The sequence below is a fragment of the Bradyrhizobium sp. USDA 4369 genome, assembly GCF_054056435.1.
This window is the reverse complement of sequence record NZ_JBSRYH010000001.1, coordinates 7,855,220-7,877,656: the sequence shown is the minus strand read 5'-3', so window position 1 is coordinate 7,877,656 and position 22,437 is coordinate 7,855,220. Positions and strand designations below refer to the sequence as shown.

At 65.3% G+C, this 22,437-nt stretch carries 11 protein-coding genes and 1 pseudogene; all 12 read left to right on the top strand.

Annotation, left to right across the window (positions count from 1 at the left end):
• The first annotated feature begins 134 nt into the window (after positions 1 to 134).
• Positions 135 to 2,162, top strand: coding sequence for a methyl-accepting chemotaxis protein (locus ACVIJ6_RS35710; protein ID WP_456776582.1), 2,028 nt, complete (start codon positions 135 to 137; stop codon positions 2,160 to 2,162).
• A 304-nt stretch (positions 2,163 to 2,466) separates the two neighbouring features.
• The gene (locus tag ACVIJ6_RS35705) at positions 2,467 to 4,491 is read left to right on the top strand and encodes a methyl-accepting chemotaxis protein (protein ID WP_456776581.1); all 2,025 of its coding nucleotides are present in this window, start codon (positions 2,467 to 2,469) and stop codon (positions 4,489 to 4,491) included.
• Positions 4,492 to 4,735: 244 nt separating this feature from the next.
• Positions 4,736 to 6,427 carry a methyl-accepting chemotaxis protein gene (locus ACVIJ6_RS35700; RefSeq protein WP_456776580.1) on the top strand — a complete coding sequence of 564 codons (1,692 nt, stop codon included), beginning with the start codon at positions 4,736 to 4,738 and terminating at the stop codon, positions 6,425 to 6,427.
• Positions 6,428 to 6,646: 219 nt separating this feature from the next.
• On the top strand, positions 6,647 to 8,353 hold the full coding sequence (locus ACVIJ6_RS35695; protein ID WP_456776579.1) for a methyl-accepting chemotaxis protein: 1,707 nt from the start codon (positions 6,647 to 6,649) through the stop codon (positions 8,351 to 8,353).
• A 234-nt stretch (positions 8,354 to 8,587) separates the two neighbouring features.
• A complete protein-coding gene (locus tag ACVIJ6_RS35690; protein ID WP_456776578.1) occupies positions 8,588 to 10,294 on the top strand; it encodes a methyl-accepting chemotaxis protein in 1,707 nt (568 codons plus the stop codon).
• A gap of 221 nt (positions 10,295 to 10,515) precedes the next feature.
• Positions 10,516 to 12,222, top strand: a complete 1,707-nt coding sequence (locus ACVIJ6_RS35685) for a methyl-accepting chemotaxis protein (protein ID WP_456776577.1) — start codon at positions 10,516 to 10,518, stop codon at positions 12,220 to 12,222.
• Between the two features lie 328 nt (positions 12,223 to 12,550).
• Entirely contained in the window at positions 12,551 to 14,179 is a 1,629-nt protein-coding gene (locus ACVIJ6_RS35680) for a methyl-accepting chemotaxis protein (RefSeq protein ID WP_456777153.1), read from the top strand.
• Between the two features lie 215 nt (positions 14,180 to 14,394).
• Complete coding sequence (locus ACVIJ6_RS35675; RefSeq protein WP_456776576.1) at positions 14,395 to 16,089, top strand: methyl-accepting chemotaxis protein; 1,695 nt, start codon at positions 14,395 to 14,397, stop codon at positions 16,087 to 16,089.
• A gap of 253 nt (positions 16,090 to 16,342) precedes the next feature.
• Positions 16,343 to 18,014 (top strand): annotated as a pseudogene (locus ACVIJ6_RS35670) (methyl-accepting chemotaxis protein).
• A gap of 253 nt (positions 18,015 to 18,267) precedes the next feature.
• The gene (locus ACVIJ6_RS35665; protein ID WP_456776575.1) at positions 18,268 to 19,953 is read left to right on the top strand and encodes a methyl-accepting chemotaxis protein; all 1,686 of its coding nucleotides are present in this window, start codon (positions 18,268 to 18,270) and stop codon (positions 19,951 to 19,953) included.
• A 259-nt stretch (positions 19,954 to 20,212) separates the two neighbouring features.
• On the top strand, positions 20,213 to 21,208 hold the full coding sequence (locus tag ACVIJ6_RS35660; RefSeq protein ID WP_456776574.1) for an MBL fold metallo-hydrolase: 996 nt from the start codon (positions 20,213 to 20,215) through the stop codon (positions 21,206 to 21,208).
• Positions 21,209 to 21,247: 39 nt separating this feature from the next.
• A complete protein-coding gene (locus tag ACVIJ6_RS35655) occupies positions 21,248 to 22,327 on the top strand; it encodes a tetratricopeptide repeat protein (protein ID WP_456776573.1) in 1,080 nt (359 codons plus the stop codon).
• Positions 22,328 to 22,437: the final 110 nt, after the last annotated feature.

Here is a 22,437-nt window from a genome sequence, read left to right as displayed (position 1 = left end):
GAACGCACACAGAAAAAGCAAAAGTTTTTCACGTGTAATGCACGTCGACACCCGTAAATTAACGGTCTCTAGGGACCTCACCTCTATACCTTCAGGATGGACCGCGGCGTGATGGTCCTTCTGTGGGTAGGGCAATGAAACTGAATCGGATCGGCTACAAACTCGGGCTCGCCGGCGCCATCGGCGCCACTCTCGCGGTCGGTATGATCGTAAATCAGATGATGGCCGAGAGTGCGGTCAGTGCGGCCAATCAGCGGGCCGAGCGTGCGCGGCGTGTGGTCGAGAGCGTCATGTCCGCCAGCATCAACATGCAGCAGACCCAGCTTGCTGGCCGCACGGCCCGGCTGGCGCGGGTGCCGGCCGATGCCGAGAAGGCGGCCGCCGAGATCCAACAATTCTCTACCGCCATGGTCACGGATATCGACGGGGCGCTGGCCAATGTCAGCACCGCCGAGAACCGCAACCGGCTGAACCGGCTGAAGGAGCTGATGAAGAGCTATGCTGCCGGCGCGGTCGAATTGGCGCAGGCCCAACAGGCGCTGCTGCTGCAGATCGACAAGCGCGGCGTGGTGTCCGCCGAATGGACCAAGGGACTCCAGGCCATCCTCGGCTCGCCGACCCTGCCGAACCTGGCGTTTCGTGAGCGCGTCGAGCGGCAGCTGCATGCCGCCGATGCCAAGCTGAACTTCATGCGCTCGCAGGCCTGGCGGTTCGGCGTCACTGGCGACGCCGGCGCGATTACCCAGCTGAAACAGACGGTGCCGATCCTGAAGAGCTCGCTGACCGACGCCCGCATGCTCGCCGACGACCGCGAGATCCAGGCCGCGATCACCAGGCTCAACGGCATCGCCTCGGACTTCGTCGTTGCCAATGACGAGGTCGTCAAGTTCGAGGGGATCAAGGAGGCGCTGCTGCGCGACCGCACTTTGGTTTATCTCGGCGAGGCGAGCGAGCTGATGACGGCGTCCATCCAGGATGCCCGCGCCCGCAATGCCAGCGCCCGATATGATGCCGATGAGGTCGCGGCGCAGGCGAGCCGCATCACGCAGATCGTCGGGCTGGCGGTGCTGCTTTCGGTGATCTCATCGGTGGTCTTCTCGTTCCTCGGTATCGCGCGGCCGTTGACCCGGCTGAATGCTGCGCTCGGCGAGATGGCGCGCGGCCGGCTCGACATCGTCATCCCTGGCGCCTCGCGCGGCGACGAGATCGGCGATCTCGCCAAGACCGTCACCGTGATCCGCGGCAACGCCGAGGAGCAGGCGCGCGCCGAGGCCGAGGCCAAGAACGCGCAGGATGCGATGGCCGAGCGCCAGCGCAAGGCCGACATGCAGCGCCTCGCGCAGCAGTTCGAGGCGGCGGTCGGTGAGATCGTGAACACCGTATCGGCCGCGTCCGGCCAGCTTGAGCAGTCTGCGACCACGCTGACCCAGGCGGCGACACGCTCGCAGGGCCTGACGACGGCCGTTGCCACGGCCTCCGAAGAGGCGACGACCAACGTGCAGTCGGTGGCCTCGGCGACCGAGCAGATGGCATCCTCGGTGACTGAGATCAGCCGTCAGGTGCAGGAATCCGCGCGGATCGCCAATGAGGCCGTCGGCCAGGCCCGCACCACCACGGGTCGCGTGAGCGAGCTGTCGAAGGCGGCAACCCGCATCGGCGACGTTGTCGAACTGATCAACACCATTGCCGGCCAGACCAACCTGCTGGCACTCAACGCCACCATCGAGGCGGCGCGCGCCGGTGAGGCGGGCCGCGGCTTTGCGGTGGTCGCCTCCGAGGTGAAGGCGCTGGCCGAGCAGACCGCCAAGGCGACCGGTGAAATCGGTCAGCAGATCTCGAGCATCCAGGTGGCGACCCAGGAGTCGGTCAGCGCGATCAAGGAGATCTCTGCGACGATCGAGAAGCTGTCGGAGATCTCCTCGACCATCGCGGCGGCGGTGGAAGAGCAGGGCGCGGCGACCCAGGAAATCTCCCGCAATGTGCAGCAGGCCGCCCATGGCACGCAGCAGGTCTCGGCCAACATCGCCGACGTCGAACGCGGCACCGCGGAGACCGGCTCGGCCTCGGCGCAGGTGCTCGCCGCGGCACAGGCGCTTTCCGGCGACAGCAGCCGTCTGCAGCAGGAGGTCGCAAGTTTCCTCGGCTCGGTGCGGGCGGCGTGATCTGAGATTGTCGCGATCGGTTCAAGCTGGTTTTGATCGTTGAACGAAGGCCGGGGCGGCGACGCCCCGGCCTTCAACTTTTCCGGCCGGGCGGGCCGCTTTGTCGAGGCTGTGCCTCCGTAGTCCTACGAATTTTGCGTCAATGTGCCGCGCCGAAACGGCCTTATCTCCGTAAATCTCCGGTGCTCGCCGTTAATCTTTCCCGTATGCGCCACGGCCAATTTGTAATTCTCAATTTGTACGCATTGGCGCAGCGTCCGCACATGAGCGTGATCTTGCAGCGCCCCACTCGGAAGCTGGAAAGATGAAGTTCAATCGTATCGGCTACAAGCTGGGCCTGGCCGGCTTAGGCGGCATGCTGCTGGCGGTGGCGGCGCTCGTCAATCAACAGATGTCGCAGAGCACGGTCGAGCAGGCGACCAAGATCTCGGATCGGCAGCTCGCCATCCGCAAGCTCGCGCTGACCGCAGACGCCGATCTGCGCAGCCTGCAATTCGTCAATCGCGGGGTGAGGCTTGCACGCAGTACGGCCGAGGTCGACAAGCTGCTGGAGGATGAGCACACGGTCGAAGCGCGCATCAAGACGGGGCTGGAAATGGCGCAGACCACGGCGGTCCGTCCGGCCACCAAGGAGCGCTTCGGCAAGATCCTCGCTCTGACATCCGACTACAAGAAGGGCGCGGAGGAGATCGTCAGGATGCAGAAGGAGCTGCTGGCGACCAACGTGCTGCGGGATACGCAGGCCGCCGACTGGAACAAGCAATTCGATCACCTGATCAAGCTGCCGGCGTTGAAGGCAGCTCCGGACGCCATCGCAATCGAACGCGACTTGCACGAGCTGAATGCAGCAGGCACGGCGATCCGCACCAATGCCTGGCGCTATCTTGCGACCGGCGACGTCAAATCGAAGGAGAGCATGATCGCACGCTCCAAGGATCTGGATCAGAGCTTTGTTCAGCTCTTGGACAAGGTGCCGCCTGCAGGGAAGCCGGATGTCGAAAAGCTTCGGGGTGATCTCAGGGTCTATATCGAAGCGTCAACCAAGGCCGCCTCGCTGGAGGAAGCCAAGACCAAGCTGCTCGCCGAGCGCATGTTGCCTGCGGCCGAGGAGGCCGGCAAGCTGATGGCCGAGGCCGTCCAGGCCGCCGACCAATTCTCTCGCGAAGCCAGGGAGCAGGCGGAGGTCGCGGTCGCGAGCGCCACGAAGGTGAACTTCTTGCTCTCGGTGGTTCTGGTGCTCGTGCTCGCCGGCTCGGTTGCGTTCGGCTTCCTTGGCATTTCTCGGCCGATCGTGGCGCTCAACGGCGCGCTCGGACGCATGGCCTCCGGAGATCTCGACATCCAGATCCCCGGTGCCAATCGTGGCGATGAGGTCGGTGACATGGCCAAGAATGTCGTGGTCATTCGCGAGAATGCCGAGGCCAAGGCGCGCGCCGAGGCCGAGCAGAAGGCACAGGCGGATGCGATCGCCGCCGCGCAGCGTAAGCGCGAGATGCATCAGCTCGCCGACTCGTTCGAGCGGTCGGTCGGCCAGATCATCGAAACCGTGTCGTCGGCCTCGACCGAGCTTGAGGCCTCCGCAGGTTCGCTGACCTCGACGGCTGAACGGTCGCAGCAGATGGCTGTGACCGTGGCGGCCGCGTCCGAGCAGGCCTCGACCAACGTCCAGTCGGTGGCATCCGCCACCGAGGAACTGTCGTCCTCGGTCACAGAGATCAGCCGCCAGGTGCAGGAATCGGCACGTATGGCCGGCGAGGCCGTCGACCAGGCCCGCAAGACCAACGAGCAGGTCAGCGAGCTGTCAAAGGCGGCGGCCCGGATCGGCGACGTCGTCGAACTCATCAACACCATTGCCGGCCAGACGAACCTCTTGGCGCTCAACGCCACCATCGAGGCGGCGCGCGCCGGCGAGGCAGGCAGAGGCTTCGCCGTCGTCGCCACCGAAGTCAAGGCGCTGGCCGAGCAGACCTCCAAGGCGACCGGCGAGATTGGCCAGCAGATCGCAAGCATCCAGTCTGCGACGCAGGATTCGGTGAACGCGATCCGGACCATTTCCGGCACGATCGAGCGGCTGTCTGAGATTTCCTCCACGATCGCAGCTGCCGTCGAGGAGCAGGGCGCCGCGACCCAGGAGATCTCGCGCAACGTTCAGCAGGCGGCGCAAGGCACGCAGCAGGTCTCGTCGAATGTCACCGAGGTGCAGCGCGGCGCCAGCGAGACGGGCACGGCGTCCTCGCAGGTGTTGTCGGCTGCGCAGACGCTGTCGACCGACAGCAGCCGCCTGAAGCTCGAGGTCAGCCGTTTCCTGGACACGGTGCGCGCCGCGTAGACGAACGCCGCCATCGAAAGCAGGCGCACGCAGACCAGGGGGCCGCGGCGAAAGCTGCGGCGCTTCTGGGTTTGGAGGAACGTCTTTGCGGCGCATGAAATCGTCTCCGTAACTCTACGGGCCGCGATGTTAACGATGTTCCATCGACGGAACGCGCACAATGCAACTCGATTTTAACCACACCGGCGGCTGCGCCTGGCGCTCGTAGCCTCGCAGCGGAGGGCGCCGCCTCGAGGGAGTTGCCATGTTCGCCAGCATGTCCATTCGCGCCAAGATCATCTCGGTCGTTGCGCTGCTTCTCGTCGTCCTGACCGCAATGGGCCTGCTCGGGGTCTCGAGCATGCGCATGATGAATGCCAATACGGTTGACATCACCAGCAATTGGCTGCCGAGCGTGCGTGTTCTCGGTGACCTCCGGGCCGCGACCATCACTTACCGGAATGTGGTTCGCGAGCATATGCTGGCGGAGACGCTCGATGAGAAGCTGGCCCAGGAGAAGACCGCGGCCACGGTGCTCGACACCATCAACAAGGCGGCCAAGTCCTATGAGACGATGATTGCCTTGCCGGAGGAGCGAACGATCTATCAACAATGGAGGGGCGTCTGGGACAAGTACCTCGCCGGCAGTCAGCAGGTGATGGAGCTGTCGCGCAAGGCGGCGGGGCAGGTGCCGCACGAGGCGCATGTGCTGAACCAGAATACGGTCAACAAGATCGGCCTTGAAGCTGACGAGGTGTTGCGCAAGAGCATCGAGTTGAACAATGGCGGCGCCGATAGAGCGTCCGCCGACGCGGCTTCGACCTATTCGACATCCTTTGCGATGCTCGGCGCTATCAATCTCGTCATGCTGATCGTCGGCGTGCTTGTCAGCTTCCTGATGGTGCGAAGCGTATCGCAGGGCATCGTTTCGATCGTGAAGCCGATGCAGGCTCTCGGCGAGGGCGACCTCTCGGTCGAGATCCCACATCGCGGCGAGAGCACCGAGATGGGGGCGATGGCCAATGCGCTGCAGATCTTCAAGGACGCGCTGATCGCCAAGAAGGCGGCGGACGAGGCGGCCGCCAAGGACGCCGACGCCAAGATCGAGCGCGGTCGCCGCGTCGATGCGGTGACCCGTCAGTTCGAGGCCGTGATCGGCGACATCGTCAACACGGTGTTCTCGGCCTCCAGCCAGCTCGAAGCCTCGGCCGGCACCTTGACCTCGACCGCCGACCGATCGCAGCGGCTGGCCACGACCGTGGCCTCGGCATCGGAAGAAGCGTCGACCAACGTGCAGTCGGTCGCCTCGGCGACCGAGGAGCTGTCGTCGTCGGTGACCGAGATCAGCCGCCAGGTGCAGGAGTCGGCGCGGATGGCGAGCGAGGCGGTGACGCAGGCGCGCACCACCAATGATCAGGTCGGCGAGCTGTCGAAGGCCGCCGCTCGCATCGGTGACGTCGTCGAATTGATCAACACCATCGCCGGGCAGACCAACCTGCTCGCGCTCAATGCCACCATCGAGGCGGCCCGCGCCGGCGAAGCCGGCAAGGGATTCGCCGTGGTCGCCACCGAGGTCAAGGCGCTCGCCGAACAGACGTCGAAGGCGACCGGCGAAATCGGGCAGCAGATCTCCGGCATCCAGGCGGCGACACAGGAATCGGTGAACGCGATCCGCACCATCTCGGGAACGATCGAACGTCTCTCCGAGATCGCCTCGGCGATCGCGGCCGCTGTCGAGGAGCAGGGCGCCGCAACGCAGGAAATCTCGCGCAACGTGCAACAGGCTGCGCACGGCACCCAGCAGGTCTCGGCCAATATCGCCGATGTGCAGCGCGGCGCCAGCGAAACCGGATCGGCGACGGCCCAGGTCCTGTCAGCGGCAAAGTCATTGTCGACCGACAGCAACCGGTTGAAGACCGAGGTCAGCCGCTTCCTGGAGACGGTGCGCGCGGCTTGAGCGCGACATGTCTGCCATGGCGGGTGACCCGTCACGCGAGCAGCGTGTCACCCGCAACCATGCGGCCGAAATTCTACGGGGTAGAAAATTAACGGAATCTCGGTGTGCCCGGCAGCAGACTTAGCGTGCTTTTCACGCCGCCAATGACGTCGGACAGGTGTTTCGCGGGGCGACCACAGCTTCCGCCTGTCCATCATGTGGCTCCAGACGAGGTCTCCGATGTCGCTGCTGTCCCGCTTTCGTGTGCTCACCAAGATTCTCGCGATCGTCATCCTGATGGCCGGCGTGGCCGGCACGATCAGCTGGTTCGCCATCGACGCGCTGGCCACCGTGGCCGAAGGCGCCGCCCTGATGAAGTCCGCCGCCAACCGCGCCCTCTTGGCGGCGCGCGCCAATCAGAACGTGATTGCGCTCAACCGCGCCGAATTCCGCGCCGCGCTCGATCCCCGCAACGAGAATCGCGAGGCGGCGCTGAAGGTGATCGAGGAGCAGCGCAAGCAATTCGCTGAGCGCCTGGAGGAGGTCGCCAAGACCAAGGATGATCAGGCGCGCGCCATGATCCCCGATGTCCGGGCGCTCTATGATGATTACGTCAAGGGCATGGAGGAGACGTTCCGCGTCATTACGACCGCCAAGGACATGCAGATCAACGAGCAGACGGAGAAAATGCGCGATGCCGCGATGAAGAGCCGCGCCAATTCCGAGAAGCTCCAGTTCAAGATCCGCGATGTCGCCGACCGCTTGAATGCGCGGGTCGAGAATCTCGCCAAGGCAGCGGATGAGCAATATCAGCAGACCTCGCGCATGCTGATGACCGTAGCTGTCCTCGGTATCTTGGTTGGCCTGTCGCTCGGCTTCGTCATCGGCCAGTTCGGTATCGCCAAGCCGATGCGGGCGCTGGTCGCGGTGCTGCAGCGTATGGCCAAGGGCGAGGAGGTCGCGATATCGGGCGAAGGCCGCGGCGACGAGATCGGCGAGACCGCCCAAGCCGTCAACCAGATCAAGATCATGCTGGCCGAGAAGGCGCAGCAGGAGGCCGAGGCCAAGATCGCGATGGACAAGCTGATCGCGGAGAAGCGCCGCGCCGAGATGCACCAGATGGCCAATGGCTTCGAGCAGGCGGTCGGTCAGATCGTCGAGACGGTGTCGCAGGCCTCGACCGAGCTCGAAGCTTCGGCCACGTCGCTGAGTTCGACTGCCGCGCGGTCGCAGACGCTGGCCACCACTGTGGCAGCCGCCTCCGAGGAGGCCTCGACCAATGTGCAGTCGGTGGCGTCGGCGACCGAGGAAATGTCATCGTCGGTCACCGAGATCAGCCGGCAGGTGCAGGAATCCGCCCGCATGGCCAGCGATGCTGTCGACCAGGCGCGCCGGACCAATGAGCGCGTCGGCGAGCTGTCCAAGGCGGCGACCCGCATCGGCGATGTCGTCGAGCTGATCAACACCATTGCCGGCCAGACCAACCTGCTGGCGCTCAACGCCACCATCGAGGCGGCGCGCGCCGGTGAGGCGGGCCGCGGCTTCGCCGTCGTCGCCTCCGAGGTGAAGGCGTTGGCCGAGCAGACCGCCAAGGCCACCGGCGAGATCGGCCAGCAGATCGGCAGCATCCAGGCGGCGACGCAGGAGTCGGTGGGCGCGATCCGCGAGATCTCAGGCACCATCGAAAAGCTGTCGGAAATCTCTGCTGCCATCGCCGCCGCGGTGGAGGAGCAGGGCGCCGCGACGCAGGAGATCTCGCGCAACATCCAGCAGGCGGCGATCGGCACCCAGCAGGTCTCGGCGAACATCGCCGAGGTCAAGCGCGGTGCCGGCGAGACCGGCTCGGCGTCCTCCCAGGTGCTCTCGGCGGCGCAGATGCTGTCGGGTGACAGCAGTCGGCTGAAGCTCGAAGTCGTCCGCTTCCTGGACACGGTGCGCGCCGCCTGAGTGCGACGCTCATCCCCACCGTTCGTCGACAGACAGGGCGTGGCCACAAGGCCGCGTCCTGTTCGTTTCGCCCTCATCTCCGTAGTTCATGGGAGAGCAAATTAACAAAATCGCTGATGTCGAGTTTGTAGGATGGTGTCGTTCCACATCGCCGATGATGCGGGAGAGACACTGCCGCCGCCTGTCATGGCAGGTCCTCGTCTGCCCATCCGGCACCAGACGAGGTTCATAATAATGTCATTCCTTTCGCACTTTCGCGTACTGACCAAGATTCTTGCCATTGTCATGCTGATGGCTGCCGTGGCGGTTACGATCAGCTGGTTTGCCATCGCCGCGTTGGAGACGCTGGCCCAGGATGGGAGCAAGATGGCGGCAGCCGCCAACCGTGCCCTGCACGCGGCGCGGGCGAATCAGAACGTCCTTGCGCTCAGCCGTGCCGAGTTCCGGGCCGCGTTGGATCCTCATGCGGAGAACCGCGATGCAGCGTTGAAGGTGGTGCAGGAGCAGCGCAAGCTTTTTGCAGAGCACATTGCAGAGGTTTCAAAGACCAATGACGATCAGGCGCGGGCGATGATTCCAGAGATCCGCAGCGCTTACGCCGAGTATGAGAAGGAGGCGGACGAGACGTTTCGGGTGATCAGCACAGCCAAGGATATGCAGATCAGCGAGCAAACCGTCCGGATGCGTGACGCCGCGATGAAGAGCCGGGGGGCGGCTGAGAAGCTCCAGGCCAAGGTCAAGGACGTGGCCGACCGGCTGAACGTCCGCGTCGAAAACCTGGCCGGAGAGGCGGAGGTGCAATACGAGCAGACCTCCCGCACGCTGATGATCATCGCTGGCTTCGGCACCGTACTCGGCCTGTCGCTCGGCTTTGTGATCGGGCAGTTGGGCATTGCCAAGCCGATGCGGGCGCTGGTCGCGGTGCTGCAACGGATGGCCAAGGGCGAGGACGTCGCGATCTCGGGCGAAGGCCGCGGCGACGAGATCGGCGAGACCGCCCAGGCTGTCAACGAGATCAAGATCATGTTGGCCGAGAAGGCCCGCCAGGAGGCGGAGGCCAAGGTCGCCATGGACAAGATGATGGCGGAGAAGCGCCGCGCCGACATGCACCAGATGGCCGACAATTTCGAGCAGGCCGTGGGACAGATCGTCGGGACCGTGTCCCACGCCTCGACCGAGCTCGAAGCCTCCGCCACCTCGCTGAGTTCGACCGCCGCGCGCTCACAGACGCTGGCCACCACCGTGGCGTCCGCCTCGCACGAGGCCTCGACCAATGTGCAGTCGGTGGCGTCGGCGACCGAGGAGATGGCTTCCTCGGTCAACGAGATCAGCCGGCAGGTGCAGGAATCGGCACGCATGGCCAGCGATGCTGTCGACCAGGCGCGCCGGACCAATGAGCGCGTCGGCGAACTGTCCAAGGCCGCCACCCGCATCGGCGACGTGGTCGAACTGATCAACACCATTGCCGGCCAGACCAACCTGCTGGCGCTCAACGCCACCATCGAGGCGGCGCGCGCCGGTGAGGCGGGCCGCGGCTTCGCCGTCGTCGCCTCCGAGGTGAAGGCGTTGGCCGAGCAGACCGCCAAGGCCACTGGCGAGATCGGCCAGCAGATCGGCAGCATCCAGGCGGCGACGCAGGAGTCGGTGGGCGCGATCCGCGAGATCTCAGGCACCATCGAAAAGCTGTCGGAAATCTCCTCGGCCATCGCCGCCGCGGTGGAGGAGCAGGGCGCCGCGACGCAGGAGATCTCGCGCAACATCCAGCAGGCGGCCATCGGCACGCAGCAGGTCTCGGCCAATATCTCCGAGGTGCAACGTGGCGCCGGCGAGACCGGCTCGGCCTCGTCCCAGGTGCTCTCCGCGGCGCAGATGCTGTCCGGCGACAGCAACCGGCTGAAGGTCGAGGTCGATCGCTTCCTGAGCACGGTGCGCGCCGCCTGAGTGCGGCGCTCATCCCCGCCGTTCGTCGACAGACAGGGCGTGGCCACAAGGTCGCGCCTGTTCGTTTCGCTCTCGTCTCCGTAGTTTACGGGAGAAAAAATTAATCAAATTACGTCGTTTGACCGCTCAGATTGGCAGCGTTCCACATCGCCGATGAGACATGGTTGGCTCGGGCCCAGACCGGTTCTCGTCGGTCATCAGGTATCAGACGAGGTCGTTCGATGTCTTTCCTGTCGCGCTTTCGCGTGCTCACCAAAATTCTTGCCATCGTCTTGTTGATGGCCGCTGTAGCCGGAGCGATCAGCTGGGTCGCGATTGGCGCATTGGAGACGGTCGCAGAAGGCGCCGCCAACATGAAGGCGGCCGCCAGCCGGGCCCTCGGTGCGGCACGCGCCAATCAGAGCGTGATTGCGCTCAATCGCGCCGAATTCCGCGCGGCGCTCGACCCGCGGCAAGATAATCGTGAGGCCACCCTCAAGGTGATCGAGGAGCAGCGCAGGCAATTCGCCGAGCGCCTTGAGGAGGTTGCCAAGACCAGGGACGATCAGGCGCGCGCCATGATCCCCGATGTCCGTGCCGCCTATGCCGAGTACGAGAAAGGGATTGAGGAGACGATCCGCGTCGTGTCCGCCGCCAAGGACGTCCAACTGAGCGAGCAGGCGGAGAGAATGCGCGACGTCGCGATGAAGAGCCGCGCCAGCGCCGAGAAGCTACAGGCGAAGATGAAGGATGTCGCCGACAGATTGACGACCCGCGTCGACAACCTCGCCAAGGCGGCCGAGGATCAATATCAGCAGACCTCGCGCATGCTGGTGACGATGGCCGCGCTCGGCATCGTACTCGGCCTGTCGCTCGGCTTTGTGATCGGGCAGTTCGGCATTGCCAAGCCGATGCGCGCGCTGGTCGCAGTGCTGCAACGGATGGCCAAGGGCGAGGACGTCGCGATCTCGGGCGAAGGTCGCGGTGACGAGATCGGCGAGACTGCCCAGGCTGTCAACGAGATCAAGATCATGTTGGCCGAGAAGGCCCGCCAGGAGGCGGAGGCCAAGGTCGCCATGGACAAGATGATGGCGGAGAAGCGCCGCGCCGACATGCACCAGATGGCCGACAATTTCGAGCAGGCCGTGGGACAGATCGTCGAGACCGTATCCCATGCCTCGACCGAACTCGAAGCCTCGGCCACCTCGCTGAGCACGACCGCCACGCGCTCACAGACGCTGGCCACCACCGTGGCGTCCGCCTCGCACGAGGCCTCGACCAATGTGCAGTCGGTGGCGTCGGCGACCGAGGAGATGGCTTCCTCGGTCAACGAGATCAGCCGGCAGGTGCAGGAATCGGCGCGCATGGCCAGCGATGCCGTCGAGCAGGCGCGCCGGACCAATGAGCGTGTCGGCGAGTTGTCGAAGGCTGCGACCCGCATCGGCGATGTCGTCGAGCTGATCAACACCATTGCCGGCCAGACCAACCTGCTGGCGCTCAACGCCACCATCGAGGCGGCGCGCGCCGGCGAGGCCGGCCGCGGCTTTGCCGTGGTCGCCTCCGAGGTGAAGGCGTTGGCCGAGCAGACCGCCAAGGCCACTGGCGAGATCGGCCAGCAGATCGGCAGCATCCAGGCCGCGACGCAGGAATCGGTCGGCGCGATCCGCGAGATCTCAGGCACCATCGAAAAGCTGTCGGAAATCTCCTCGACCATCGCCGCCGCGGTGGAGGAGCAGGGTGCCGCGACGCAGGAGATCTCGCGCAACATCCAGCAGGCGGCCATCGGCACGCAGCAGGTCTCGGCCAATATCTCCGAGGTGCAACGTGGCGCCGGCGAGACCGGCTCGGCCTCGTCCCAGGTGCTCTCCGCGGCGCAGATGCTGTCCGGCGACAGCAACCGGCTGAAGGTCGAGGTCGACCGCTTCCTGAGCACGGTGCGCGCCGCCTGAGCGCGGTCGTCAAGTCGAGTTTGCTTCGTCGTCGAACAAGGCGCGGCCGCAGGGCCGCGCCTTTTACGTGATGCACGCGCCCAGCACACGCCGCGGCCAGTCCGCATCGCAGCGTCAGCTCCGCCGCGTGGGGACTACGGACCCAAATATTAAGAGGAGTTTCAATTCGTTCTGGCGAATTGTTCGCAGTTGCCGGTCCGTCCGCCGGCTGCCCCGACTGCAGCCGGCACAGCTCCCCACAGGCCCCCCCCCCCAGAGAACGAACAATGCTCACTTCTTGATGAACATGAAGACGTCGCGCAAGATCGGCGCCGCGTTCCTGATGACGATGGTCGTTTCCATCATCGCCAGCGTGATCACGTGGCAGAACCTCACCACGCTGGCGCAGAACAATTCCTGGACGGTGCATACCTATCAAGTGATGGAGCAGGCCAAGGCGCTGGTCTCCGCGATGGTCGATGCCGAAACCGGCGTGCGCGGCTTCCTGGTCGGTGGCACCGACAACTTCCTCGAGCCCTACAAGAATTCTGATGCCGCCTTCAAGAAGGCGCTGACCGAGGTGAAGCAGCTGACCTCCGACAATCCGGGCCAGCAGCGCCGCTTCGAGCAGATCGAGAAAGCCGCCGCCGGCTGGCGACAGGATGTGGCGGAAAAGGAGATCGCGCTGATGCGCAATCCGCAGACCGTGCAGGAGGCGCGCAACCTCGAAGCCTCCGGCGCCGGCAAGAAGTACATGGATGGTCTTCGCGCGCTGGTGAAGGAAGCGGTCGACGTCGAAGCGGCGCTGCTGCAGACGCGTGCGGACGCGGCCGACGCCGCTCTGGCGTCGTCGAAGACGGCGATCGTGACCGGCGGCACCGTCATGGCAGTGATCGCGGTGATCGCGCTGCTGGTGCTGAATTCCGCCGTGACGCGCGGCATCACCAGCATGATCGCCGCCATGGGGCGGCTGGCCAACAATGATCTCAGCGTCACGATTCCCTATGCCGATCGCCGTGACGAAGTCGGCGAGATGGCCAAGGCGGTGCAGATCTTCAAGGATAATGCCATCCGCGTCCAGGCGCTCGAAGCCGAGCAGAAGGAGACGGAGCGTCGGCAGGCCGAGCAGCGCCGCCGGGAGATGATGGACCTTGCCGGCCGCTTTGAGCAGACCGTGGGCGACATTGTGAACGCTGTGTCCACCGCGTCGGGCCGGCTGGAGACGTCGGCCAATACGCTGAGCCGCTCCGCCGAGCGCGCGCAGCAGGTGACGACGACCGTGGCATCGGCGTCCGAACTGGCCTCCACCAACGTGCAGTCGGTGGCGTCGGCCACGGAGGAGCTGTCGTCGTCGGTGACCGAGATCAGCCGGCAGGTGCAGGAATCGGCCCGGATGGCGGGCGAGGCCGTCAACCAGGCCCGCCGCACCAACGAGCAGGTGAGCGAGCTCTCCAAGGCGGCCGCGCGGATCGGCGACGTCGTCGAACTGATCAACACGATCACCGGACAGACCAACCTTCTGGCGCTCAACGCCACGATCGAGGCGGCGCGCGCCGGCGAAGCGGGCCGTGGCTTCGCCGTGGTCGCCACCGAAGTGAAGGCGCTCGCCGAGCAGACCTCGAAGGCGACCGGCGAGATCGGTCAGCAGATTTCCGGCATCCAGAGCGCGACCCAGGAATCGGTCGGCGCCATCAAGGAAATTTCGGCGACCATCGAGCGGCTTTCGGAGATCGCGTCGACCATTGCCGCCGCGGTCGAGGAGCAGGGCGCCGCGACCCAGGAGATTTCCCGCAACGTCCAGCACGCCTCCCAGGGCACGAAGGATGTCTCGACCAACATCGTCGAGGTCCAGCGCGGCGCCAATGAAACCGGCTCCGCCTCCTCCGAGGTGTTGTCTGCGGCACAGGCTCTGTCGTCCGACAGCAACCGTCTCAAGGCCGAAGTGAGCCGCTTCCTCAATACCGTCCGCGCCGCCTGATTGCGGCGTTCGACTGGCGATCTCGTCCTAGGCGTGGCCGCTGGCCGCGCCCTTTCGCTTTGCGTGGGGCAACACGCACAGCAGCGCCATCGTGAGATGCATGAGCGCCATGCAATCCGCGAAACTACGGGCGCGGCGGCTTAAACTTTATCCTATGTTAAACTGATCAGGCGAATTTTAACTCTCTACAACTTTTGGAATGAGAGACATTCGCCGTGCTCAGCAATATTCGCATCGTTTTCAAGATCGGCCTGATCGCCCTGATCATGGGCGTCATCATGATCGGCCTGGTCAGCCATATGTCGAGCCAGATGTCCGGCATCGACCAGGGCTATACCGATGTCGTGAAGCGGATCGACAGTTCCACGGTGCTGCTGGCGCGGACCGGGCGCCGTGCCGAGACCTATCGGGCCTCGGCCTTCGAGCTCCTCGCGGAGACCACCGAGGCGGGCAATGCGCGCCTGCTCAAGGCTGCACAGGATGCTGCGGCCCAGGTGCGGAACGGTCTCGACAAGATCCGGACGGATCTGCCGGAAAAGGCCGATCAGATCGGCCGGATCGCCGATCGCTTCAAGACGGCTTTCGCCGCCTGCGAGCCGGGCATCCAGGCCGCGAGCGCTGCGATGACCCCGGAGCAGAACGCCAAAGCGGGACAGAAGTTGAACGACGAATGCCGGGATGTTCTCAATTCCGCGGTGAGCGTCCTGCTCGCCGCGGTGAACGATGTCGTCGCGTTCTCAGAGGCCAAGGCGAGGGAGCAGCACGAGGCGACCGTCAAAGGCACGCGCGACACGCTGATCATGGCGGTGCTGGCCACCCTTGTTGCCATCGGCGGCGCGCTCGCAACCGGCGTGTTCGGCATTGCGCGGCCGATGCGGGCGCTCGTCCGGGTGCTGCAGGGCATGGCGCGCGGCGAAGCGCCGGCGATGGTCGGTCTCGACCGCAAGGACGAGATCGGCGACACCGCGTGGGCGGTGGAAGGCGTCAGCCAGATGCTGGCCGAGAAGGCGCGCCACGAGGCGGAGGCCAAGATCGCACAGGACCAGATCGCCGCCGAGCAGCGCCGGGCCGAGATGCAGACACTCGCCGACGGCTTCGAGGCCGCGGTGGGGCAGATCATCGAGGTGGTGTCGTCGGCCTCCACCGAGCTCGAAGCCTCCGCCACGTCGCTGTCGTCGAGCGCGGACCGCGCCAGCCGGCTCGCCACCACCGTGTCGGCCGCCTCGGAGGAGGCCTCGACCAACGTCCAGTCCGTCGCCTCTGCGACCGAGGAGCTGTCCTCGTCAGTCAACGAGATCAGCCGCCAGGTGCAGCAATCGGCGCGCATGGCGGTCGAGGCTGTCGGCCAGGCGCGCTCGACGACCGATCGCGTCGGCGAGTTGTCCAAGGCCGCCACCCGCATCGGCGACGTGGTCGAACTGATCAACACCATTGCCGGCCAGACCAACCTGCTGGCGCTCAACGCCACCATCGAGGCCGCGCGTGCCGGCGAGGCCGGCCGCGGCTTCGCCGTGGTCGCTTCCGAGGTGAAGGCGCTGGCCGAGCAGACTGCCAAGGCCACCGGCGAGATCGGCCAGCAGATCGGCAGCATCCAGAGCGCGACACACGACTCGGTGACGGCGATCAGGGAGATCTCGGTCACGATCGAGAGGCTGTCGGAGATCTCGTCCACCATCGCGGCGGCCGTCGAGGAGCAGGGCGCGGCCACTCAGGAGATTGCGCGCAACGTGCAGCAGGCCGCCGCGGGCACCGGGGAGGTCTCGGCCAATGTTGGCAACGTGCAGCAGGGCGCGACCGAGACGGGCAGCGCGTCATCGCAGGTGCTTTCCGCCGCCAAATCGCTCGCCGCGAACAGCAACCGCCTGAAGCTCGAAGTGTCACGTTTCCTGCAAACCGTGCGCGCCGCCTGATCGCAGAACGCAAGCGCTGGGAGGCGTGGTGATCAGCTACGCCTTCTTGCGTTGCGGACGGACCGCGTTCTCGTCGGCTGGAGATCCCGTTTGGTCAGAAAGGAGCTGATCCCGCGCGACGGCTCGCCGGATCCGTAGGATTACGGCGACTTCAGTATCCTTTAACCAACGTTAATAGGACGCGCACAATCATTCCTTTCACGCAGCTTTTCATGCGCAACAGAGAGACGTCCTCGTGCTCAACAACATTCGTATGGTCTTCAAGGTCGGTCTGATTGCGCTTCTGATGGGCACCGCCATGATCGGTCTTGTCAGTTACATGTCCAGCCAGACATCGTCCATCGATCGCGCCTATGCCGATGTCGTGCAGAGGGTCGATGCCTCCACCTCATGGTTGATCCGCTCGACCCGCCGGGCCGAGACGTATCGCGCCGCTGCCTTCGAGATGCTGACCGAAACCACCGATGCGGGCAATGCGCGCCTGCTCAAGACGACGCAGGACATGTCGGCTCAGGTCATCGACGGTCTGAGCAAGGTCGATCTACCGGAGAAGGCCAGCGGCATCGCCAGGCTGAAGGGACTCTTCGGCAACGCATTTTCAGCCTGTGCTCCGGTGATCCAGGTCGCGGCGAGAGCCACTACGGCCGAGGAGAACGCGAAAGCCGCAGAGCGCATGCGGGCGGAATGCAATGACAAGCTCAGAGCCGCAGTGGACCTCTCGGTCGAACTTCAACGCGAAGCGATCGCGTTCTCGGAGGCCAGAGCAAAGGAGCAACACGAGCTGGCCGTCACGGGGACGCGCAATACGCTGATCATGGCGGTGCTGACCGCCCTTGCAGCCCTCTCCGGCGCGCTCGCGATCGGCGTCTTCGGCATCGCGCAGCCGATGCGGGCCCTCGTTCTGGTGTTGCAGGGCATGGCGCGCGGCGAAGCGCCGGCGATGGTCGGTCTCGACCGCAAGGACGAGATCGGCGACACCGCACGGGCGGTGGAAGGCGTCAGCCAGATGCTGGCCGAGAAGGCGCGCCACGAGGCGGCGGCCAAGATCGCACAGGACCAGATCGCCGCCGAGCAGCGCCGGGTCGAGATGCAGAAACTCTGCCGACGGCTTCGAAGCCGCAGTGGGACAGATCATCGAGGTGGTGTCGTCGGCCTCCACCGAGCTCGAGGCCTCCGCCACGTCGTTGTCATCGAGTGCGGACCGGTCACGGCGGCTGGCCACGACGGTGTCTGCGGCATCGGAAGAAGCCTCGACCAACGTTCAGTCCGTCGCCTCTGCCACCGAGGAGCTGTCGTCCTCGGTGACCGAGATCAGCCGCCAGGTGCAGCAATCGGCGCGCATGGCCGGCGAAGCGGTCGGTCAGGCGCGCTCGACCACCGATCGCGTTGGCGAGTTGTCCAAGGCCGCCACCCGCATCGGCGACGTGGTCGAACTGATCAACACCATTGCCGGCCAGACCAACCTGCTGGCGCTCAACGCCACGATCGAGGCGGCGCGCGCCGGCGAGGCCGGCCGCGGCTTCGCGGTCGTCGCCTCCGAGGTGAAGGCGCTGGCCGAGCAGACCGCTAAGGCCACCGGCGAGATCGGCCAGCAGATCGGCAGCATCCAGAATGCCACCCAGGAATCCGTGACGGCGATCAGGGAGATCTCGGTGACGATCGAGAAGCTGTCGGAGATCTCGTCGACCATCGCGGCGGCGGTCGAGGAGCAGGGCGCGGCCACTCAGGAGATCGCCCGCAATGTGCAGCAGGCTGCGGTGGGCACTGGAGAGGTGTCGTCCAACGTCGTCGATGTGCAACGCGGCGCGACCGAGACGGGCAGCGCGTCCGCCCAGGTGCTGTCGGCCGCCAAATCGCTTGCGGCCAACAGCAACCGGCTGAAGCTTGAGGTCGGCCGCTTCCTGCAAACCGTTCGCGCCGCTTGACGCGGCCGGGTCGCAGAAGCGAGCGCATCATTCCGGAGGACGGCGGCGAGGGGGCTGCCGTTCTTTCATTGGGCGGAGCGCTGCCCAGAACAGCGAACAACAGTCATGAGCGCAACGTGCCGTACTTCCACGGGGGTGGGGCTTTATCTTGGGTTAATTTACCCGTGCGATGTTCGAGCTCTTCATTGCCCTAAAAGTAGTCATGCCAACGCAGGTATGACGATTGACTGTCATTGTAGATCGGAAGTCCCGCATGCGTAAGAACCTGCCCGTCACCAATGTCGAATATCCGATCTCCGACGATACCCTGATCGTCTCGAAGACCGACACCAAGGGCAAGCTGACGTTCTTCAATGAGGACTTTGTCAAGGCGGCCGGCTTCACCGAGGCGGAGCTGATGGGGCAGCCGCACAACATCGTGCGCCATCCTGACATGCCGTCCGAGGCGTTCGACAATCTCTGGACCACGCTGAAGGCGAAGCGCCCCTGGGTCGGCGCGGTCAAGAACCGCCGCAAGAATGGCGAATATTACTGGGTTCTGGCGACGGCGTCGCCGATCTGCAAGGACGGCCAAGTCGTCGGCTACACGTCGGTGCGCACCAAGCTGCCGTCCGACCAGCGTGCCGAGGCCGAGCAGGTCTATGCTGCGATCCGCGAGAACAAGCCGCACAGCTACAAGATCGAGGACGGCATCATTCGCCGCCGTTCGCTGTTCGACCACCTCGCGATGTTCACCGGCACCATTGCCGCACGGCTGCGGACGCTGGTCGCGCTGCAGACGCTGTTTCTGATCGTGCTGGGCGCGATGTCCTTCGGTGCGGGCGGCGGCATGACGTCCGCGGCGATTGCGGCTCTTGGTGTCGTGCTCTGCGGCCTGGTCGGCTATCGTACGATGAGCGTCATCATCGGTCCGCTCGATCATGTCAACGAGACGATGGAGGCCATCACCCAGGGCAAGCTCGACACCCGCATGCGCATCGAGCGCGACGACGAGATCGGCCGCGCCTTGCGCAACCTGCAGACCGTGCAGACGATGGTGCGCTTCAACGCCCGGGAGCTCAAGGAGCAGGAACAGCGGGCGGCTGCGCTGCGCAAGCAGGAGATGTCCAAGCTCGCCGACAGTTTCGAGGGGGCCGTCGGCAACATCGTCGAGACTGTCTCCTCAGCCTCGAACGAGCTCGAGAGCTCTGCGAACTCGCTGTCGGGTACCGCGATGCGCGGCCAGGAGCTTTCGACGAGCGTCGCTGCGGCGTCCGAGGAGGCGACGGCCAACGTTCAGGCGGTTGCGTCGGCGACCGAAGAGCTCACGTCTTCGGTGAAGGAGATCAGCCGCCAGGTGCAGGAGTCCGCGCGCATTGCATCCGATGCCGTCGATCAGGCGCGTCGCACCAATGACCGCGTGGGCGAACTGTCGCGGGCTGCGACCCGCATCGGCGACGTCGTCGAACTGATCAACACCATCGCAGGCCAGACCAATTTGCTGGCCTTGAACGCGACCATCGAGGCGGCGCGCGCCGGTGAAGCCGGCCGGGGCTTTGCGGTCGTGGCGTCTGAAGTCAAGGCGCTGGCTGAGCAGACGGCGAAGGCGACCGGCGAGATCGCCCAGCAGATCTCGAGCATCCAGGGTGCGACGCAGGAATCGGTCAGCGCCATCAGGGAGATTTCGACGACGATCGAACGGCTGTCCGAGATCGCGGCCACCGTCGCCGCCGCAGTGGAGCAGCAGGGCGCGGCGACCTCCGAGATCTCTCGCAACATTCAGCACGCTGCGACCGGGACCCAGCAGGTCTCGTCCAACATCACAGATGTCCAGCGCGGCGCGAGCGAGACCGGGGACACATCGAACCAGGTGCTCAACGCAGCGCGCCAGCTCTCCGAGGATAGTCAGCGCCTCAAGCAGGAGGTCAGCCGCTTCCTGCAATCGGTTCGCGCCGCCTGATGTGAATGATGAGCGCGATCCGTACGGTGACGCCCCGGTGATGGCGGCTTTCGTCGGCTGCAGTATCGCCGGGCAGCGAACAGGTTGGCATGTGGTATGATGTAGCTGATCTACCAACGCGCTAGCGTTGCAGCGATCCCACACTGGCCGGCATCTGCCAGAAACGCCGCCGTCGCGCCTTAATCCCGCTAAGGTGCGCATGTCCTTTGCCGCCCGACTGGTCAATCAACCAGAGATTTGATTGGTGGCGGACGATGTGATGGCAGGCGAACCCTCCCGAAGGACCTTGGTGCTGTCGGCGGCGACCGCTGCCGTGGCCTTTGGTCTCGATGCGAGCCTTGCCATCGTGGCCGCCGGGCCGCGCCGCCGGACCGCGGACCCCGAGCCTGGTTATCGCCGGATCGCCATCGGTGAGGCTGAAATCATCGCGCTCTATGACGGCATGTGGGAGAAGCCGCATGAGGCGGGGTTCTTGAGCAATGCCAGCGTCGGCGACGTCAAGCAGGCGCTGCGCGCGGAGGGTCTCGACGCCAGCTTCGTCCCGGTGCCGATCTCCACCTTCGTGGTGCGGCTGAAGGGCAAGACCGTGCTCTGCGATGCCGGCGGCGGCGGCCAGGTGCAGGGCTACAATTCCGATTCCATCTTCGTCTCGGGGCGAATGCTGAACAATCTGAAAGCGGCTGGCATTCGCCCTGAGGATATCGACACCATCCTGATCTCACATTTCCATCCCGATCATATTTTTGGATTGCTGAGTGAGGACACCAACGCTCAGGTGTTTCCTCATGCCGAGATCATCGTCGCTGCGGCGGAATACAAATTCTGGACCGATTCATCATCGACCGCCCGCCTGCCGCCATGGCGGCAGTCGCTGGCACGGCGAATTCAAAGTGTGATCCCGAGCTGGAAAAACGTGCTGCCGGTCGAGGGCGAGGACGAGGTTGTGCCTGGCATTCGCTTCGTCAGCGTCTTCGGTCATACGCCGGGGCACACGGCATTTCATATCAGCTCAGGTGCGGAGCAATTGATGATCTCAAGCGATACTGCCTACGTTCCGGCGCTTTGCCTGCGCCATCCCGAATGGCACGGCGCCTATGACCAGGACGGCGCTGCCGCCGAGGTCAGCCGGCGCAGATTGCTCGACCGGGTGGTCGCCGAAGAGATGCTGATCTGCGGATCTCATTTTCCCTGGGCCGGGTTCGGCCGGCTCGTTCGCGATGGCGCCCATTATGCGCTCGACCTGCTTCCCGCCTGATCCTCCTCCGGCACCGGAGCAAGCGCAGGGCGTCGAGCCATGAAGACGCATTATCAGGTGCTCGGTGTTTCGCCGCGCGCCGATCTCGACACGATCAAACGGGCCTTCAGGCGGGCCGCCAAGGCTCATCATCCTGACCTCACCGGCGGCGGTGACGCGGCCGCGGATCATCAGCTCAAGGTGATCCTCGCCGCCTATAAGGTGCTGCGTGATCCCAATCTGCGCGCCGAGTACGATGCTCAACTCGCATCCGAACGCGAGTCCGTGCGGCGCGAGCGCTGGGATGCGGTTCTGCAGTTCGTCGCGGCGACCGCCGTGCTCAGCGCGATCCTGATCGGGCTCGAGATCCTGCTGCTGCCTTCGCTCGGAGACTGGATGAGCAGGCAGCCGCAGACCCGCTCGGCCACGGTCCAGCGCTTGCCGCCATTGCCATCCAGGCCACAGCCCGATGCCGGTGGCCTGACCGTGCCGGGGCCCGCAGCGCCGCAGGTGACCGGCGCGTTGCCTCCCACCAAGCCGCCTCAGGCCGCCAGCCTCCCGGAGGCGCCCGCATTGACGGATGCTGCATCCTACCTGAAGCGCGCGCTCGACCGCAGCCGTCTGGGCGATCTCGACGGCGCCATTGCGGATTTCGACGAGGCGGTCCGGCTCGCGCCGCGAAACGCAGATATCTACCGCTACCGCGCCCGTGATCTTGGCCGCCGGGGACGCTGGGAGCGTGCGCTCGCCGATTATGAGCGGGCGATCCGCCTGGACCCAAACAACCCCGCGCTGTTTCATGATCGCGGCCTGGCGCTCCAGCAGCAGGGCGAACTCGACGGTGCGCTGATCGATCTCGATCGCGCGGTGCGCATGAGCTTCAGCGATGCGCGGCTGTACAGCGACCGGGGCGCGGTATGGCTGGCAAAGGGGCGCTACGACCGCGCACTCGCCGATTTCAACCAGGCGCTCAAGCTCGATCCGGCCCTGGCGGTCGCCGCCGCGCGCCGCGACGAGGCGCTCGATCGCAAGCGTGAGCAGCGAATAGCGAACGACAGCAGCGCGCCGCCGGGAGCCTCCGGGAACGAGACGACAGGAACACTGCCGCCCAAGGCGCCGTCCAGCACGCCGCTGCGCTGATCTCGTCTCCGTCGCGGGAACCCGACATCCAAGCTGCGTTCAGCAGCGTTGCCCTCACAGCTGTCCGGGCGCGCAATCGCGACGCCTGCCAACCACGCGCAGGAGCCGCG

Bases quoted from the DNA above. Each gene is read 5' to 3' on its own strand.
- ACVIJ6_RS35710 (WP_456776582.1), top strand. From the start codon at position 135: ATGAAACTGAATCGGATCGGCTACAAACTCGGGCTCGCCGGCGCCATC.
- ACVIJ6_RS35705 (WP_456776581.1), top strand. From the start codon at position 2,467: ATGAAGTTCAATCGTATCGGCTACAAGCTGGGCCTGGCCGGCTTAGGC.
- ACVIJ6_RS35700 (WP_456776580.1), top strand. From the start codon at position 4,736: ATGTTCGCCAGCATGTCCATTCGCGCCAAGATCATCTCGGTCGTTGCG.
- ACVIJ6_RS35695 (WP_456776579.1), top strand. From the start codon at position 6,647: ATGTCGCTGCTGTCCCGCTTTCGTGTGCTCACCAAGATTCTCGCGATC.
- ACVIJ6_RS35690 (WP_456776578.1), top strand. From the start codon at position 8,588: ATGTCATTCCTTTCGCACTTTCGCGTACTGACCAAGATTCTTGCCATT.
- ACVIJ6_RS35685 (WP_456776577.1), top strand. From the start codon at position 10,516: ATGTCTTTCCTGTCGCGCTTTCGCGTGCTCACCAAAATTCTTGCCATC.
- ACVIJ6_RS35680 (WP_456777153.1), top strand. From the start codon at position 12,551: ATGGTCGTTTCCATCATCGCCAGCGTGATCACGTGGCAGAACCTCACC.
- ACVIJ6_RS35665 (WP_456776575.1), top strand. From the start codon at position 18,268: ATGCGTAAGAACCTGCCCGTCACCAATGTCGAATATCCGATCTCCGAC.
- ACVIJ6_RS35660 (WP_456776574.1), top strand. From the start codon at position 20,213: ATGGCAGGCGAACCCTCCCGAAGGACCTTGGTGCTGTCGGCGGCGACC.
- ACVIJ6_RS35655 (WP_456776573.1), top strand. From the start codon at position 21,248: ATGAAGACGCATTATCAGGTGCTCGGTGTTTCGCCGCGCGCCGATCTC.